The 16,669-nt window shown below is 70.5% G+C and carries 15 protein-coding genes; 10 read left to right on the forward strand and 5 right to left on the reverse strand.

The genetic code is table 11. The annotated features are described in order from the left end of the window. Positions 1-10 precede the first annotated feature (10 nt). A complete protein-coding gene (locus tag ASF71_RS00355; protein ID WP_056293183.1) occupies positions 11-454 on the forward strand; it encodes a hypothetical protein in 444 nt (147 codons plus the stop codon). Positions 455-756: 302 nt separating this feature from the next. On the opposite strand, the gene ASF71_RS00360 is transcribed toward ASF71_RS00355, so the two are convergent. Further along, the gene (locus ASF71_RS00360; RefSeq protein WP_056294963.1) at positions 757-1,746 is read right to left on the reverse strand and encodes an NADPH:quinone oxidoreductase family protein; all 990 of its coding nucleotides are present in this window, start codon (positions 1,744-1,746) and stop codon (positions 757-759) included. A gap of 143 nt (positions 1,747-1,889) precedes the next feature. On the opposite strand from ASF71_RS00360, the gene ASF71_RS00365 reads away from it, so the two are divergent. From ASF71_RS00365 to ASF71_RS00390, 6 genes are all read left to right on the forward strand, one after another. Beyond that, the gene (locus tag ASF71_RS00365) at positions 1,890-3,968 is read left to right on the forward strand and encodes a 3-hydroxyacyl-CoA dehydrogenase NAD-binding domain-containing protein (RefSeq protein WP_056293185.1); all 2,079 of its coding nucleotides are present in this window, start codon (positions 1,890-1,892) and stop codon (positions 3,966-3,968) included. 91 nt (positions 3,969-4,059) lie between these two features. Further along, complete coding sequence (locus ASF71_RS00370; protein ID WP_056293188.1) at positions 4,060-4,548, forward strand: hypothetical protein; 489 nt, start codon at positions 4,060-4,062, stop codon at positions 4,546-4,548. A 56-nt stretch (positions 4,549-4,604) separates the two neighbouring features. After that, entirely contained in the window at positions 4,605-5,273 is a 669-nt protein-coding gene (locus ASF71_RS00375; protein ID WP_056293194.1) for a response regulator transcription factor, read from the forward strand. Positions 5,274-5,289: 16 nt separating this feature from the next. After that, positions 5,290-6,597: a HAMP domain-containing sensor histidine kinase gene (locus ASF71_RS00380; protein WP_235514057.1), complete on the forward strand. Its 1,308-nt coding sequence runs from the start codon at positions 5,290-5,292 to the stop codon at positions 6,595-6,597. Between the two features lie 166 nt (positions 6,598-6,763). Beyond that, on the forward strand, positions 6,764-10,144 hold the full coding sequence (locus tag ASF71_RS00385; RefSeq protein WP_056293197.1) for a glycosyltransferase: 3,381 nt from the start codon (positions 6,764-6,766) through the stop codon (positions 10,142-10,144). A gap of 144 nt (positions 10,145-10,288) precedes the next feature. Further along, positions 10,289-10,606 (forward strand): helix-hairpin-helix domain-containing protein, encoded by a 318-nt coding sequence (locus ASF71_RS00390; protein WP_056293200.1) that lies wholly within the window; start codon positions 10,289-10,291, stop codon positions 10,604-10,606. Between the two features lie 72 nt (positions 10,607-10,678). On the opposite strand, the gene ASF71_RS00395 is transcribed toward ASF71_RS00390, so the two are convergent. Continuing rightward, a complete protein-coding gene (locus tag ASF71_RS00395; RefSeq protein WP_056293203.1) occupies positions 10,679-12,022 on the reverse strand; it encodes a glycosyltransferase family 2 protein in 1,344 nt (447 codons plus the stop codon). Positions 12,023-12,147: 125 nt separating this feature from the next. Between ASF71_RS00395 and ASF71_RS00400 the strand changes: the two genes are divergently transcribed. Beyond that, positions 12,148-12,519, forward strand: coding sequence for a hypothetical protein (locus tag ASF71_RS00400; protein ID WP_056293206.1), 372 nt, complete (start codon positions 12,148-12,150; stop codon positions 12,517-12,519). 113 nt (positions 12,520-12,632) lie between these two features. Further along, positions 12,633-13,814, forward strand: coding sequence for an acetyl-CoA C-acyltransferase (locus ASF71_RS00405; protein WP_056293210.1), 1,182 nt, complete (start codon positions 12,633-12,635; stop codon positions 13,812-13,814). Positions 13,815-13,885: 71 nt separating this feature from the next. Here the strand turns inward: ASF71_RS00405 and ASF71_RS00410 are convergent, their stop codons facing one another. From ASF71_RS00410 to ASF71_RS00420, 3 genes are all read right to left on the reverse strand, one after another. Next, entirely contained in the window at positions 13,886-14,599 is a 714-nt protein-coding gene (locus ASF71_RS00410; protein WP_056293213.1) for a 2-phosphosulfolactate phosphatase, read from the reverse strand. Next, entirely contained in the window at positions 14,596-15,309 is a 714-nt protein-coding gene (gene rpe, locus ASF71_RS00415) for a ribulose-phosphate 3-epimerase (RefSeq protein WP_369814939.1), read from the reverse strand. The genes ASF71_RS00410 and rpe overlap by 4 nt, the downstream gene beginning before the upstream one ends. A 75-nt stretch (positions 15,310-15,384) precedes the next feature. Next, positions 15,385-16,032, reverse strand: a complete 648-nt coding sequence (locus tag ASF71_RS00420; protein ID WP_082505261.1) for a YbhB/YbcL family Raf kinase inhibitor-like protein — start codon at positions 16,030-16,032, stop codon at positions 15,385-15,387. Between the two features lie 157 nt (positions 16,033-16,189). Here ASF71_RS00420 and ASF71_RS00425 point away from each other — a divergent pair, with 157 nt between their 5' ends. Then, entirely contained in the window at positions 16,190-16,639 is a 450-nt protein-coding gene (locus ASF71_RS00425) for a PPC domain-containing DNA-binding protein (RefSeq protein ID WP_056293216.1), read from the forward strand. The last annotated feature ends 30 nt before the right edge of the window (positions 16,640-16,669 follow it).

Consider the following 16,669-nt stretch of genomic DNA (forward strand, 5'->3'; position numbering starts at 1 on the left):
GGCTGAGGTCGTGGCTACCCTGTATGTCGTCCTGCTGACCCTGCACAACCTCAACCGCTGGCTGGTGCTGCTGACCGGCATCTGGGCCCTGGCGCGGACACTGCCCGGCCTGGGTGGCGCGCGCCCCTGGACCCAGGACGATCGGCGCCCGGTCGCGGCCTTCATGGGCACGCTGCACCTTCAGGTCGTGCTGGGGCTGCTGCTGTACGCTTTTCTGGGCATGCAGGGCGCGCCCGTCTTCGCCGGGGCTCCGCGGCCCAGTTTCCAGTGGGAACACCTGGGTCTGGGTGTACTGGCCGCCGTTTTCGCTACCCTCGCCAGCATCCAGAGCCGCCGCGCCGCTACCGACCCGGCCCGTTTCCGCGCCGCCGCGCTGTGGTCGGGTCTGGCCATGCTGACCGTCCTGGCGGCGATTCCGTGGTGGCGGCCCCTGATCCGGCTGTTTGGCATGTGAAATGGAAGTGGGGAGTGGGTTGTAAAGAGTGGTAAAGGTCTGAGTTTCTACGTGCAGTGATGGAGCTCAAGACGCCACTGCCCGATGCCCCCGAAGGCCGTCGTGCGCAAAGCGCACTGGCCATTCCAGGTGGGCTGAGGCTGGCCCAGGCCTTAGCCGTCACGCCGCAGGGCAGAGCAACCCCGCCACTCTTCGGAACGGCTGTTGCCGAGCGCAGCAAAAAAGATCCTCCCTCCCACCGGGCGGGGGGCTGGGGGGAGGGAAACCGAAGGGGCTGACCTTCCAACTCGGAGGTCAGCTCCTTACCGCCCCGGCTCGATAATCACCTTGCCCGTCGTCTTGCGGTCGAGGATGTCCTGAAACGCCCGCGCACTCTCGGCCAGCCCATAGGTGGGCCCGACCTGTGGCGTGACCTGCCCACTGGCGACCAGCGGCGTCAGCGCCTGCGCGGCCTCGCGGGTCAGGTCAGCGTCGGGCATCAGGCTGCTGAGCCACAGGCCCGTGACCGTGACGTTGCGCTTCATCAGTTCGACCGGGCGCAGGTTCGCCGGCTCGCGGCTGGCGTTGCCGATCACGATGATGCGCCCGAGGTTGGCCGCCATCTCCAGGCTCTCCTGAAAGCGCGCACCACCCACGACTTCCAGGATCAGGGGCACGCCCTTGCCGCCGGCAGCCTCACGGACCTTCTTCACGCGGTCGGGATCGTCCTGAAGCAGGGTCACGTCGGCGCCGAGGTCGCGGGCGATCTGGAGTTTCTCTTCGGTCGAGGCCATCGCCACGACGTGCATCCCCATCGCCTTGGCGAGCTGGATGCTCGCGGTGCCCAGTGCGCCGGCGGCCGCCTGCACCAGCACCCACTCGCCGGCCTCGCCGCGCCCGAGGGTCTTGAGGCCGTGGTAGGCCGTGAAGTACGACACCGGAAAGGCCGCCGCCTGCGCGCCCGACAGGCCCTGCGGCACCGGGATGAGGGCGGCGGCGGGCGAGAGGGCGTACTCGGCCAGGCCGCCGCGTCCGCCCAGGCTGGCGACGCGCGTGCCGACCTCCACGCCCTGCACGCCCTCGCCCACAGCGTCCACCACGCCGGCAAATTCCATGCCCGGCGTGTAGGGTACGCGGGTGCGCGTGAGGTACTCGCCCGCGACCGCCAGCACGTCGGCGAAGTTGATGCCGACCGCCTCGACCTTCAGCCGGACCTCGCCGGGGCCGGGTTCGGGGCGCGGCACCTCGCGCAGTTCCATCACGTCGGGAGGGCCCAGTCGCTCGACCACCATCGCTCTCATCGTGTCGCTCATGACCCGCAGCATACGCCTGCGCTCCCCGGAAGTGAACGTCAACGGACACTCTGAACGTCAGCGGATTTGACCGGGGCCGCCCGCGCGTGGAACCATGCGCGCATCAACAATTCCCCGAGCACCACCGCCAAGGAGGCACAGCTGTGAGCATCGTCGAACAGGCCCGCGAGGGCGACATTCTGGTCCTGACCATCAACAATCCCCCCGTGAACGCCTTTTCGCCGGGCGTGCCCGAAGGCCTGCACGCGGGCCTGGACGCCGCCGAGACCGACGCGGGTGTGCGCGCAGTGGTCATCATCGGTGGGGGGCGCACCTTCATCGCCGGGGCCGACATCAAGACCTTCGACCTGCCGCGCGAGCAGGCGCCCGACCTGCGCGGCTTCATCACGCGGCTGGACGCCTTTTCCAAGCCCACGGTCGCGGCCATCCACGGCACGGCGCTGGGCGGCGGCCTGGAGGTGGCCCTGGCCTGCACCTACCGCGTGGCGACCGCCGACGCCCGTCTGGGCCTGCCGGAGGTCAAGCTGGGGGTGCTGCCCGGCGCGGGCGGGACGCAGCGCCTGCCCCGCGTGGTCGGCGCGCAGAAGGCCCTGGAGATGATGCTCTCGGGGAGCCCGGTCAAGGCGACCGAGGCCCGCGACCTCGGTCTGGTGGACGAACTGGTGGGCGGCGACCTGCGCGCGGCGGCCGTCGAGTTCGCCCGTGCCCACGCCGACGCGCGTCCCCTGCCCCGCATCAGCGAGCGCGGGGTAGAGGGCGCCTCGCCCGAGCTGTTCGCGGCGGCCCGCGCGGGCCTGGGCAAGACCCATAAGGGCCAGTTCTCGCCCGGCCTGATCGTGGACCTCGCCGAGATGGCGGCCACCAAGCCCTTCGCCGAAGGCTGGGACGCCGAGGCGCGGCTGTTCATGCAGGCCAAGGACAGCCCGCAGTCGCGCGCCCTGCGTCACGTCTTTTTCGCCGAGCGCGAGGCGGGCAAGGTACGTGGCCTGGGCAAGGACACGCCGGTCGGGGACGTGCGCCGCGTGGGGATCATCGGCGCGGGCACGATGGGCGGCGGCATCGCCATGAACTTCCTGAATGTCGGGTTGCCCGTGACCATCGTGGAAACGGCCCAGGAGGCGCTTGACCGCGGGCTGGCAACCATCCGGCGCAACTACGAGAACAGTGCCAAAAAAGGCCGCCTGACCACTGAGGATGTCGAAAAGCGCATGGGGCTGCTGACTCCCGCGCTCGATATGGGTGCGCTCGCGGACGCCGACCTCATCATCGAGGCCGTCTTCGAGAACATGGATGTCAAAAAGGACATCTTCACGCGCCTGGACACCATCGCCAAGCCCGGCGCGATCCTGGCGAGCAACACCTCGACCCTGAACGTCGACGAGATCGCGGCCGTGACCTCGCGCCCCGAGCAGGTCATCGGCCTGCACTTCTTTAGCCCCGCCAACGTGATGAAGCTGCTGGAGATCGTGCGCGCCGACAAGACGAGCGACACGGTGCTGGCGACCAGCCTCGCGGTCGCGCGCAAGATCGGCAAGGTGGGCGTGGTGGTCGGCGTGTGTGACGGCTTCGTCGGCAACCGCATGGTGCACCGCTACGGCGACGAGGCCCGCAAGCTCGTCGAGGAGGGCGCCGACCCGCAGGCTGTGGACGCCGCCATGCACGCCCTCGGCCTGCCGATGGGGCCGTTCGAGATGAGTGATATGGCCGGCCTGGATATCGGCCACGCCATCCGCCAGCACCAGGCGAAGGAGCGCGGACAGCCCAAGCCCGACGGCTGGCTCGACCGCATCGTCGAGACGGGCCGCAAGGGCCAGAAGACCGGCGGGGGCATCTACGACTACGGCGACGACCGCAAGGCCCGCCCGAACGCCGAGATGGGCCAGCTCATCGCCGATTACCGCACTGAGAAGGGCCTCACCCCGCGCGAGATCGGGCAGGACGAGATCACCAAGCGCCTGGCCTACTCGCTGGTGAACGAGGGCGCGCAGATTCTGGAAGAGGGCATCGCGCAGCGTGCGGGCGATATCGACGTGATCTACCTGTACGGCTATGGGTTCCCCGGCTACCAGGGCGGGCCGATGGGCTACGCCAGCGAGCAGGGCCTGGGCAACGTCGCCGCCGATCTGGAGAAGTACGGCCAGACGCCCGCGCCGCTGCTCCGGCGCCTGGCCAACGAGGGCAAGACCTTCGCCGATTACGACCGCGAAACCGCCAGAGGCTGAAGCCCGGGCAGGGAAGAGGGCCGGGTGGGGGCGTTGTCGGCCCCCGCCCGGCTTTCATGTCCGCCTGAGCTGCCCAGCGCACCCTTGCGCCATGACCCCTGCGCGCCGTTTCGCCCGCCCGGCCCTCGTTCTCGTCACGCTCGGTCTCGTGGCTGGGCCGCTGAGTACCTCGCACGCGCTGCTCGACAAGACGCGCTTCGCGGCGCACCTGGGCGTGGCCTACTACGCCTTTCACCACTGGGTGCTCTCGCCCTACCAGAGCGGCCAGTTCGCCTCGGGCAGTGCAGGACGGACCGGGCGGCTCGTCAAGGGCGGGCTGGCCCTGCTGTTCGCCGCGCACGAGGTCAATGTGGCCCAGAAGGTCGCGCACGGCAGCCACGACCCCCTGCTCCAGAAGCTCGACGCGCAGCTCGTGAATCTCAAGGATTCGATGGGCCGCGTGGGCGCCAGCCTCAAGAGCGGGCAGCTGAACGCCGCCGACCTTCAGAGCCTCGACAGCGCCACCACTTCCATTGGGTCGGCCTCGGCAGCGGCGGGGCAGCCCATCCGCGACGTGACCGCCCCTATTCCGGGTCTGTAACGCCGCCTGCCCCGGCCTTCCATCTTCTCCTGATGCGGGGCCGTTAAGCTGCGCCTATGCGTTTTCTTGTCGTGGAGGATGAAGCGGCCATCCGCCGCCCGCTGGTCGCCAGTCTCCGTGAGGCCGGCTACGCCGTGGACGAGGCCGCCACCGCCGCCGAGGCCCGTGACCTCGCCTCCGACTTTCCCTTCGACGCCCTGATGGTGGACGTGGGGCTGCCCGAGGGACCGCAGGCGGGATTTGACCTTGTGCGGGACCTGCGTGGGCGCGGCGTGGGGGCGCCGGTGCTGTACCTCACCGCCCGCGACGCCGTCGAGGACCGCATCGCCGGGCTCGACGCGGGTGGGGACGACTACCTCGTCAAGCCGTTTCACCTCGGCGAGGTGCAAGCGCGGCTGCGCGCCCTCGTGCGCCGCAGCCGCGCGGAGGTGCAGGTCGAGCGCCACTGGCACGACCTGCGCCTCGACTGGACCGCCCGCGCCGTCTACAAGGCGGGCGAGCGCGTGGCCCTGACCGCCAAGGAGTTCTCGCTGCTCGAGGTGCTGGCCTCGCATCCGGGCCGGGTCTACACCCGTGAGGAACTCATCGACCGCGTGTGGGATGGCCGCTTCGACGCCGAGTCGAACGTCGTGGATACCTATGTCCGTAACCTGCGGCGCAAACTCGGGGACGACGTGGTGCGGACCCTGCGTGGCGTGGGCTACAGCTTTCCCGAAGGCGACTGAAGCGGGTGCAGCGTTCTTGACGCTACGGACCCGCCTGACGCTGCTCACCTTCAGCGTGCTGCTGCTGACCATGCTGGCCTTCGCCGGGGTGGCCGGCGCGGTGCTGTGGCGCGTGGAACTCGCCGCCATCACCCGGCAGGTCAGCGCGCAGGCCGACGCCCTGTTGACCGTCGCGCGCCAGTCTCCCGGCCCGCCCGAGGGCGCGACCGAACTGCTGGAGACGGAGGGGGTCACGGCCGTCGCGCGGGTCTACCAGGGCGCGGCCCTGCGCTGGAGCGGCGGCGCGCTGGGGCCGGACGTGCTTGACCCGGCCTTTCTGACCGATCAGGAACTCCGGCGCACTGGTGAGGTCGCGGGTTACCTCACTGCCTCGCGCCGCGTCGGTGAGGTGACGGTGCAGGTGGGGCGTAGCCTCACACCCCTGCGCGGGTTGCTGCGCCGCTACGCCCTGGTGGCCGCGCTGACCCTGCTGCTGCTGAGCCTGCTGGCCGGAGCGCTCGTGGCGCGCGAGGTGCGCCGGGCGCTGCGGCCCCTGGAGGCGCTGGTGAGCCGCGTCGGGCACCTCGATACACCCGAGCCGGTGCCGGCCGTCTCCGAACGCGGCGAGGTGGGCGCCCTGGCCCGCGCCCTGGACACCAGCCTGGGAGCGCTGCGGGCCGAGCGCGAGCGCGAGACGCTCTTCCTAGCGAGCGCCTCGCACGAACTGCGCACGCCGGTCACGGCGCTGCTGGCCGACCTGCAATACACCCTGGCCCGCGAGCGCCCGCCGGAGGAACTGCGCGCGGCGCTGCGTCGGACCGAGCGCACAGCCGCGCGCCTGCGCCAGCTCACCGGCAACCTCATGACCCTGACCCGTGCCCAGCGCCTGCCCGGTGTGCCCGGCGCCGGGGCCTGGCCGCAGGTGGACCTGCTCGACCTTGCGGGCGAGGCGGTGGACCTGCTGCAACCGCTGGCGTCGCGCCGGGACACCGACCTGTGGCTCGACGGCCAGCCCACCCCCCTGCGCGGCGACAGTGCCCTGCTGGGCAGCGTGCTGGAAAACCTGATCGGCAACGCCATCAAGTTCACGCCGGCCGGCGGGCGCGTGCAGGTGCAGGTCACGCCCCTGCGCGGCGGCGCGGGCCGCCTGGTCGTCGAGGACACCGGCCCCGGCTTTCCGCCCGGCACCCTTACCGAGGCGTTCGTGCGGGGCCAGGCCGACGTCGAGGGCTTCGGGCTGGGGCTGGCGGTCGTGCGCGAGGTCGTCGAGGCGCACGGTGGAACCCTGCTGCTCTCGGCTGCCGGGGGCGGGGGGGCCCGCGCCGAGGTCGTGCTGCCCGCCTGAGATCGGCGAACCGTTCGCCTAGGGGGCCGTCGTCTTTCAGAGACGGCGGTGGCAGCACCCGGCCCGCTCCCGGCCTGAGCCGCCCATTCTTGCCGAACGTTCGGTCGTATCGCTGGGGTAGGCGGCATTCCTGGCAGTCCTTAATCGTGCTCTTTAGCGTGAGTTCATGTCCGAACTTCCCCCCTCGGTGCCCGTCTTCTACGATCCGGCCGGCCGGCGACGGCGAAATCTCAACGGGCTGGCGGCCGTGCTGGGGGCCGGGGCGCTCCTGGCCGGGGCCGCCCTGCTGACCGCGCTGTGGCACCCCGCCGCCCTGCCCGCTCTGCCCCTGCAAGGCGGCGCGCCGGGGCTGCGGGCCCTGACCGGGGTCGTGCAGCACCCCGGCCGAGATACGGGCGGGCCGGAAGAGGGCTACGCCCGCGTGGCCGGGGACGCCTCCACGTGGGCTGCCCCTCTGAACGTCACCGGCTTTTTCGTCGCCTGGGACGACAACAGCCTGTCGTCGCTGAAGCGCAACCTGGGCACGCTGGACGTGCTGGTGCCCGAGTGGTGGCACCTGGGTACGGGCGGTGCGCTGTTGGCCGAGTCGCCCGGCAAGAACGCGGCCATGCGCGCCTATGTCACGGCGCAGCGGCCCGCGCTGCCGGTCATGCCGCTGGTCAACAACTACGACTCCCAGACGCAGACCTGGGCCTCGGACCGTCTGGGCGCGGTGGTGGGCGACCCGGCGCAGCGGGCCAGGCTCGTGCGCGGGCTGCTCGCCGGCGTCGCGGAGAACAACTTCGCCGGCCTGAACGTGGATTTCGAGAATGTCCCCGACGCCTCGGAGGCGGCCTATGTCACTTTCATCGGTGAGCTGGCGAGTGGCCTGCACGCGGCCCACAAGAAACTGACCCTCGACGCGCCGCTGGACGATCCGGCCTTCCGGTACGCCGACCTGGGCCGCCTGGCCGACAGCCTGGTCCTGATGGCCTACGACGAGCACGAGGAGACCTCGGCCCCCGGCGCCATCGCCGCGCAGGGCTGGCTGTCGCGCAGCGTGGCGACGCAACTGCGCGCCGTGCCCGCCGCACACCTGACGGTCGCGCTGGGCAGTTACGGCTACGACTGGGCGCCGGGCGGGCAGGCGGCCGAACTGACCTTTCAGGAGGCGATGTCGCTGGCCCGCGACTCGGGGGCGCACCCGGCACTCGACCCGCGTACCCTGAACCCGACCTTCCGCTATGGGAGCCAGGACGGCCGAGCGCACACGGTGTGGTATCTCGATGCCTTGAGCCTCTACGACCAGGCGCAGGCGGTGCGCGCCCTGGGCATCCGCAACGTCGCCCTGTGGCGCCTGGGCAGCGAAGACCCAGGCGTGTGGCCCGCGCTGCGGCGCACGGGCCAGGAGGCCGTCACGGCGCTCTCGCAGCTTCAGGCCGGCTACGACATCGACTACCGGGGCCAGGGCGAGCTGCTGCGCGTCAGCGGCCAGCCCCGCAGCGGTCAGCGTACGGTCACGCTCAATCCGCACACGGGCCTCCTGAGCGCCGAGCACGTCACCACCTTCGCCACGCCCTATACCATCGAGCGCTGGGGAGAAAGCGACCACAAGGCCCTGGCCCTGACCTTCGACGACGGCCCCGATCCGCTGTACACCCCGCGCATCCTCGACATCCTGAAGCGCGAGCACGTGCCCGCGACCTTCTTCGTGGTGGGCCTGCGCGGTCAGGCCGATCCGGGCCTGCTGCGGCGCATGGTGGCCGAGGGCGACGAGATCGGCAGCCACACCTACACCCACCCGGACCTGGGGCTGGTCTCGGCGCGGCAGTTCGATCTGGAACTCGGGGCCACGCAGCGCCTGCTGGAAGGCGAGACGGGTCGGCGCACCGTGCTGTTCCGCCCGCCCTTCGCCGAGGACGTGGAGCCCGAAACCCCGGACCAGGCGGGCATCGTGGCGCGGGCCAGCGCGCAGGGCTACTACATCTCGGGCATGGGCGTGGACCCCAACGACTGGAAGCGCCCCGGCGTGGCGGCCATCATTCAGGGCGTGCTGTCGCAGGTGCGTGACGGTGACGGACAGGTCGTGCTGCTGCATGACGCGGGCGGCGACCGTGAGCAGACCGTGGCGGCCCTCCCGACCATCATCGGGCGCCTGCGCGCCGAGGGCTACCATTTCACGACCGTCTCGCAGCTCGCGGGCATTCCGGTCGCGCAGGCCAACCCTCCGGTGTCGGCGGGCGAGCGCTGGCTGGCGCGGGTCATGGGCGTGGACTTCACGGCGCTGGGGGTCTTCGGCACAGCGCTGGGCTGGCTGTTCAGGGTCGGCGTGACCCTCAGCGTGGCGCGGCTGCTGCTCATCACCGTGCTGGCGCTGCGCGAGGCCCGCACCCGCCGCGCTCCCGGCGAGACGGCGCCGGAACAGGTCCTGCCCAGCGTCACCGTCATCGTGCCTGCCTACAACGAGGCGCGGGTCATCGGGGGCGCGGTCGCCTCGCTGCTCGCCTCGGACCTCCCGGACCTGCGGGTGTACGTCGTGGACGACGGCTCGTCCGACGACACCGCCGGGGTCGTGCGCACCCTGTACCCGGACCACCCCCGACTGACGGTCGAGCGCGTCGCCAACAGCGGCAAGTCGGGCGCCCTGAACCACGCCCTGCACCGGGTGGACAGCGAGGTCGTAGTCGTGCTCGACGCCGATACGCACATCAACCCGGAAGCGGCGCGGCGGCTGGCGCGGCACTTCCTCGACCCGCGCGTGGCGGCCGTCGCCGGCAACGCTAAGGTGGGCAACCGCGTGAACCTGCTCACGCGCTGGCAGGCGCTGGAGTACATCACCGCCCAGAACCTGGAGCGCCGGGCCATGAGTCAGCTCAACGCCATCAGCGTAGTGCCGGGGGCCATCGGGGCGTGGCGGCGCACGGCGCTGCTCTCACTGGGCGGCTTCACGCACGACACGCTGGCCGAGGACGCCGACCTCACCATGCGCGCCCTGCGGGCTGGGCACCGCGTGACCTACGAACTCGGTGCGGTTGCCCGCACCGAGGCTCCCGAAACCGTGCGCGCCTTCCTGAAGCAGCGCGACCGCTGGATGTTCGGCACCCTCCAGGCCACCTGGAAGCAGCGCGGCGCCCTGCGCAGTTCGGCGCGCGGTCTGGGCCTGTTCACGCTGCCCAACGTGCTGCTGTTCCAGGTGCTCTCGCCGCTGCTGGGGGCGGTGCTCGACCTCACCTTCGTGACCTCGCTGGCCTGGGCGCTGCTCCAGTGGCACTACCACCCGGACGGCGGCTTCACTCCGGCGGGGCCGGTGCTGCTGTTTACGCTGCTGTTCATCGTGGTGGACTTTCTGGCGGCGGCCGTCGCCTTCGCCCTCGAACCCGGCGAGGACTGGCGGCTGCTGCCGCTCCTGCTGCCCCAGCGCCTGATCTACCGCCAGCTCATGTCCTACGTGGCTATCCGCGCGGTGATCGGGGCACTCCAGGGCCAGCGCCGGGGCTGGGGCAAGCTGGAGCGCACCGCCAACGTGGTCCCTGTTGCCCCCCGCCCGGAGGCGCAGCCCGGCACCTGAGCGGCAGTAGGGCGCGGCTCGGACTCTCTCCCGGTCTGGGTCGTACCCTACTGCCAAAAATGCCGTCCTAGACAGAGTTTTGGCCTGCGCTCATTTCATCTGACCCTGAGTCCTCCTGCCTAGCCTTGACCTCGGAGGTTTCCCATGACCAAGTCCCTGCTGTCTGCCCTTGCCCTGAGCCTGTTGCTGCCCGTGAGTGCCTTCGCCGTGACCGCCAAACCGGCGGCCACCATGCCCATGCCCGCAACGGCCAAGCCCGGTGCCATGCCCGCCATGCGTAAAGTCCGTATCAACACGGCGGCCGCCGCCGAACTGACCACCATTCCGGGCGTGAACACCAAGCTCGCCGCCGAGATCATCAAGGCCCGCCCCTTCAGGAACAGCGCCGAGCTCGTCAAGAAAGTGAAGGGGATCGGGGCGAACAACGTCAAGAAGATGCTGCCTATGATCGACTTCAGCTGAGCCTGTCCCGTCCTCCAGTCCTGCCTCCCCCAGCAGGACTTTTTTCACGCCCGTACCCCTACCCGAGCGGCGTCAGGGCCGACGGCTGAGTTTGCCGGGCGTCTCGGCCGCCTCGCCTTCGTGCACATCCGGCGCGGCGGCCGGGCTCTCGGCGTGGCGCTCGCTCTTGTACCAGGTGTTCTGGCCGGTGAAGAAGTTGCGGTACGCGCGCGGCAGGCTGGCGAGCAGCGCGGCGCTGTAGGCCGGCAGGCTGGCGAGGGTGTAGGGCACGCTCCACCAGCCCAGGCGGCGGTCGAGGCGGTAGCGCAGCGCCCAGTTGAGCTGCATGGCGAGCGGCAGCACGGTGAGCAGCAGGCCCACCCAGCCTGGCAGCGCCAGCCCCTGCCATCCGAAGATGCGGCGCAGCGGCTGGCTGACAATGCTCAGGATCAGGATGAGGTTGAGCCACGGCGCCAGCACGAAGTAGCTGAAGTCCAGCCGCACCACCGGGTGCATCGGGTGGGTCCACAGCCCACGCAGATAGGGCAGGCACTGCATGGCGCCCTGGGTCCAGCGCGACCGCTGTTTGATGAGCGACGGCAGGTCGAGCAGCCCCTGCTGCCCCACCTGCGCGGTGAGCAGCGCGATGCGGTAGCGCGGGTCCGCGAGACGGATCTGCACGGCGCTGGCGAAATCTTCGAGCAGGACATCGGGCCAGGGCGGCGTGCCCGCGCGCAGTTGCGAGTCGAGGTAACTGATGCGCATACATTGGCCGTTACCGGTCAGCGAGGCGGCGCCGCCCCAGGCCCGCGCCCGCTGGATGTGCCCGGTGATGAAGGTCTCCAGATCCTGCTGGAACAGCAGCATATGCGCCAGCACGCCGCCCCGCCCACGCGGAATGCCGGTGTGCCGGAAGCGCATCCAGCCCTGCGCGGCCATCACGTCCGGGTTCAGGAAGGCTCCGCGGACCTGCGGCGCGAAGTCCTCGCCCACCCGGCCGTCGGCGTCCATGACCACGAACACCTCACGCGTGAGGTCGGCTGAGGCCCAGGGCTCCAGCTTGAGTAGCCGGGCCACCGCCCAGTTCATGGCCTTGCCCTTGTTCTGGCGGGCCTCGGGAAACTCGCGGCGCAGGTGCAGCACGCCGGAGTCTCGCCGCGCGTGCGCCGCCACGATCTGCGGGGTGGCGTCGTCGCTCGCGTCGTCGATGACCACCACGCGGGCGTCCGGGACCACGGCACGCAGGTTTTCCAGCGTGTCGGCGAGCACGTCCTGTTCGTTCAGGGCCGGAATGAGGAAAGTGATGCCGATTCCCGATTCGGGACCGGCGAGGGTGGGCCGTGGCCGGGGCATCAGGGCACTCACGATCTGCTGCACGATGTACAGCACGAACAGCACGAGGCCGGCCACGTCGATCACGCTCAGCAGGGTGTTCAAGCAGATTCTCCTGGGGTGGAGGGGGCCGGATCGCCGCGTGGGCGGGGCCGCCTTCTCTCGGAGAGGCACTATATCCCCTGTGCGCCGGGGCAGTCGGCCCATGCCAGGGGTGCACACTGGGAGGCATGGCCTCTTCCAACCTTCAGCTCCTGTCGGTCCGGCGTAGACGCCTGAGGCCGTACGTGGACCTCGGACCGTTCTTTCTGTTCTTCGGAATTTCCGGCGTGGACCGGGGCAAAGACGCCCGCGTCCAGAAGCGCTTCGATCTGGAGTACTACCCGCACATCGTGACCGTGTTGGTCTCTCCGGCGCCCGCGCCGGGCCGCTACGCGCTGCGCGGCCTGCCTGTCGAGGCCAACAAACGCGGCTGGACCGCGCAGTCCGGTGGCGCCCTGCAAGGAGAACTCAGCGACGACGGCCTCGCCGAACTGCGCGCGTGGCTCGGGGCAGGCGGGGGAGAGGTGCGGGCCGAGGCCCTGGCCCCGGCGGGCGCCTGAGCTCCCGGCGGGTCTCCGGGCCACCGGGCCGGGCGGCCCCGCTTGCCCAGGGCGGCCAAATCTCTATACTCGGTCCAACCCAAACCCGCTGTACCGACCAACGGAGGTCTCTCATGCCCGAAGCCGTCATCGTCTCGACCGCCCGCACCCCCATCGGCAAGGCCTACCGGGGTTACCTCAACGACACCCACGGCTCGGACCTGGGCGCGCACGCCGCCCGTCACGCCGCCGAACGCGCCGGCCTGGACCCCACCGAGATCGAGGACGTGATCATGGGGGCCGGCAACCCCGAGGGCGCCACGGGCAGCAACATCGCCCGCCAGATCGCCCTGCGCGCCGGATTTCCGGTAAGCGTCAGCGGCGTGACCGTCAACCGCTTCTGTTCCAGCGGCCTGAACGCCATCGCGCTGGCGGCCAACCACGTCATGGCGGGGCAGGGTGGCATCTACGTGGCGGGCGGCCTGGAAAGCATCAGCCTGACCCAGAACGAGCACGCCAACAAGTACCGCCTACGCGGCGAGTGGCTGCTGGAGCACAAGCCCGACATCTACATGCCCATGCTCCAGACCGCCGAGATCGTGGCGGCGCGCTACGGCATCGGCCGCGAGGCTCAGGATGAGTACGCCCTCCAGAGCCAGCAGCGCACGGCGGCGGCGCAGCAGGCCGGCAAATTCGACCATGAGATCGTGCCCATGACGGCCACCATGAAGGTGCAGGACAAGGCGACCGGCGAGATCTCGGACAAGGAGGTGACCCTGAAGCTCGACGAGGGCAACCGTCCCGAGACCACCCTGGAAGGGTTGCAGAAGCTCAAGCCCGTCATCGAGGGCGGGGTCATCACAGCCGGCAACGCCTCGCAGCTCAGCGACGGTGCGGCGGCAGTGGTCGTCATGAACGCCGACACGGCGCGCGAGCGTGGACTGGCGCCGCTGGGCCTCTTCAAGGGCTTTGCCATCGCCGGCTGTGAACCCGACGAGATGGGCATCGGCCCCATCTTCGCCGTGCCCAAGCTCCTGAAGCGCCACGGCCTGACCGTAGACGATATCGACCTGTGGGAGCTGAACGAGGCCTTCGCCGTGCAGGCGCTCTACTGCCGCGACACGCTGGGCATTGACCCCGAGAAGTACAACGTGAACGGCGGTAGCATCAGCGTGGGGCACCCCTACGGCATGAGCGGCGCGCGCCTGACCGGCCACGCCCTGCTGGAAGGCAAGCGCCGGGGCGCCAAGCACGTCGTCGTGACCATGTGCGTGGGCGGCGGCATGGGGGCGGCCGGGCTGTTCGAGGTGCTGTAGGCCTGGAGCCCTCAATACAGAGGCAGACCGGACGGGGAAAGCCCTGTCCGGTCTGCCTCTGTTCGCCCGCCCTACCCGGCCACGAAACGCAGCGCGCCCTCTGGCGTCTCTAGCCCCGGCGTGAGGACCGGTACCACCGTGCTCGTGCTCAGGCCGGCGGCGTACTGCACGTCGGCCTCCAGGCCCAGGCGTTCGAGGTACTGGCCGTGTCCACTGCCGCGCAGGGCGTCGAGCGGGTTGGCCTGGCTACGCCGCAGGGTCAGTGCCAGGCGGGCGCCGTCGTCGAGCGTGAACTCGCCCATCGCCAGCAGGTACTCGGAGATAACCCCGGCGGCGTACACGTCCTCCAGGCCCACGTGGCCGTCGGTGCCCGCGCACACCACGGCGATCTCCTCAGTCGCCAGAGCGCGGGCGCGGCGGGCGGCGGCGTGGGCATTCGTCAGCGCGGCCAGAAAGACGTGCTTGCCGGTCTGGGCCGCCACGTGCGCGGCTCCGGTACCGTTGCTGGTGTTCATGACGACCACCCGTCCGGTGAAGTTCTGGCCCGACTGCACGGGGCTGTTGCCGAGGTCGAAGCCCGGAATGGGCAGGCCGCCGCGCTCGCCCGCCAGCACCCGGCCCTCGGTGCGCAGGCCCAGCGCCACGTCCGGCGAGGCGGTGAGCCACAGGGCCTCGGCTCCGTGTTCCAGATAGGTGACGGCGGTCGTGGTCGCGCGCAACACGTCGATGACCAGCACCACGTCCGGGTAGCCGCCGTGCGGCAGCAGGTCGGTCCGCAGCCTCATGTCTGCGGTACCCCAGTCAGACTGGTCCGCAGGCGTTCCAGACCCGCCGCGCCGCCGTCCGCTCTGAACACGGCGCTGCCCGCGACCAGGCAGGTCGCCCCGGCCTCCGCCAGGGCATGCGCGTTGGCGGCCGACACGCCGCCGTCCACCTGCAGGACGGCTTCGCTGCCCAACTCGTCCAGCCAGCGCCGCAGGGTCCGCACCCGCTCCAGGCTTCCGGACAGGAACTTCTGGCCGCCGAATCCGGGGTTCACGCTCATGACGAGGACGGTGTCCACGTCGCCCAGCACGGGCCGCACGGCTTCCAGCGGCGTGCCGGGGTTCAGGGTCACGCCCGCGTGCTTGCCCAGTTCATGGATCATCTGCACGGCGCGGTGGATGTGCCGCGTGGATTCGACATGCACGGTCAGGCCGTCGGCGCCCGCCTCGGCGAAGTCGCGCAGGTAACGCTCGGGCGACTCGATCATGAGGTGAACGTCCATGTACAGTCCGCTCGCCCGCCGCGCCGCCGCGAGAATAGGCAGTCCGAAGCTGATGTTGGGCACGAACTGGCCGTCCATCACGTCCACGTGCGCCCAGTCGGCCTCTTCGATGGTCCGGAGCTCCTCGCCCAGACGCGTGAAGTCGCACGCGAGCAGGCTGGGCGCGAGTTTCACGGCGCGCTGAGGACCGGTGTGGGGTTCGCTGGGCAGCGGGGTTTTGGGGATCACCCCGGCATTCTACCCGTCCCCGCCTGCCCTCATGAGAAACCCCCGCCCATGCGGCGGGGGAGCATGTCCGGGGCCTCAGCGCCCGTAGGTGGCGGTCAGGCTGGTCTTGGCGATGACCTTGCCGTTCAGGTTGAACCCCAGGATGGCGGGGGTCACGGTCGTGGGCAGATCCAGGGCACTGCTCAGGGCGTACAGCGTGTAGACGTAGCGGTGCGGCGCGTCCCCGACCGGCGGGCAGGCCCCGACAAAGCCCGGCTGGCCGCCCTCGTTGTTGAGCTGCGAGGCGCCGGCCGGTAGCGTGCCGCCGGGGTTGCCCGCGCCCTGCGCCAGACCGGTGGCGGCCGCGGGGATGTTGAACACCGACCAGTGCCAGAAGCCGCTGCCGGTCGGAGCGTCGGGGTCGTACTTGGTCAGCACGAGGCTCTGGGTGCCGGCCGGTACGCCGCTCCAGTTCAGGGCGGGCGAGATGTTGGGGCCGGTGCAGCCGAAGCCGTCGGCGACCTGCGCGGCCGGGTACGTCCCGCCGTTCACGAAGCTGGGGCTGGTCAGGGTCAGCGTGCCGGCGGCGCTCATGGGGCTAGGTTGCGCCACGCTCAGGCGCTGGGCCGGGTTCAGTCCGGCGTTGGGGACCAGCGGGCTCATGGCCGTCATGGCGGGGGCACAGGAGGCGAGACTGACGCCCAGAACGGTCAGGGCAGCGGCGGCAAGGGTCTGGTGGGTCATCCGGCTTGACATTGAACGGTCCAGCGTGGGTGGCGGCTCAGGGTCGCCTCACAATATGAGAGACGCCCCAAGGCTGAGCGAAGTCGGTCCTGGGGACTCAGTGTCGCCTAAAGGCCGGCCGTGTCCGGCGGGGCTGGCCGCCGGGTAGCGTGCGGCTATGAAGTCCAAGCTGATCCAGACGGCCCCGGGCGGCGAGCGCACCTTCGTGCTGGTGTTCGACCCTGGCGACGAGGTGCTGGCCGGGCTGGAGGCGTTCGCCACCGGGCAGAACGTGAGTGCCGGGTCGTTTACGGCCATCGGCGCCCTGAGCAGCGTCAGGTTCGGCTTTTTCGACCTGGAGCGCAGGGAGTACGAGTCCATCGAGGTCACGGAGCAGGTCGAGGTCCTGAGCCTGATCGGCAACGTGTCGCGCAAAGAGGACGGCTCGGTGCAGGTCCACCCGCACATCGTCGTGGGGAAGCGGGACGGCACGGCGCTGGGGGGGCACCTCATGCGCGGGTACGTGCAGCCCACGCTCGAGGTGACGCTGGTCGAGGACCCGGCGACGTTGCGGCGTACGTTCCGGCCGGAGATCGGGATTGCGTTGATTGATCTGGACGAGGGGTGAGTTGCGGTTTCCCTGCCAGGGGCGGGGAGT

This window comes from Deinococcus sp. Leaf326 (genome assembly GCF_001424185.1).
Taxonomy (GTDB): Bacteria; Deinococcota; Deinococci; order Deinococcales; family Deinococcaceae; genus Deinococcus.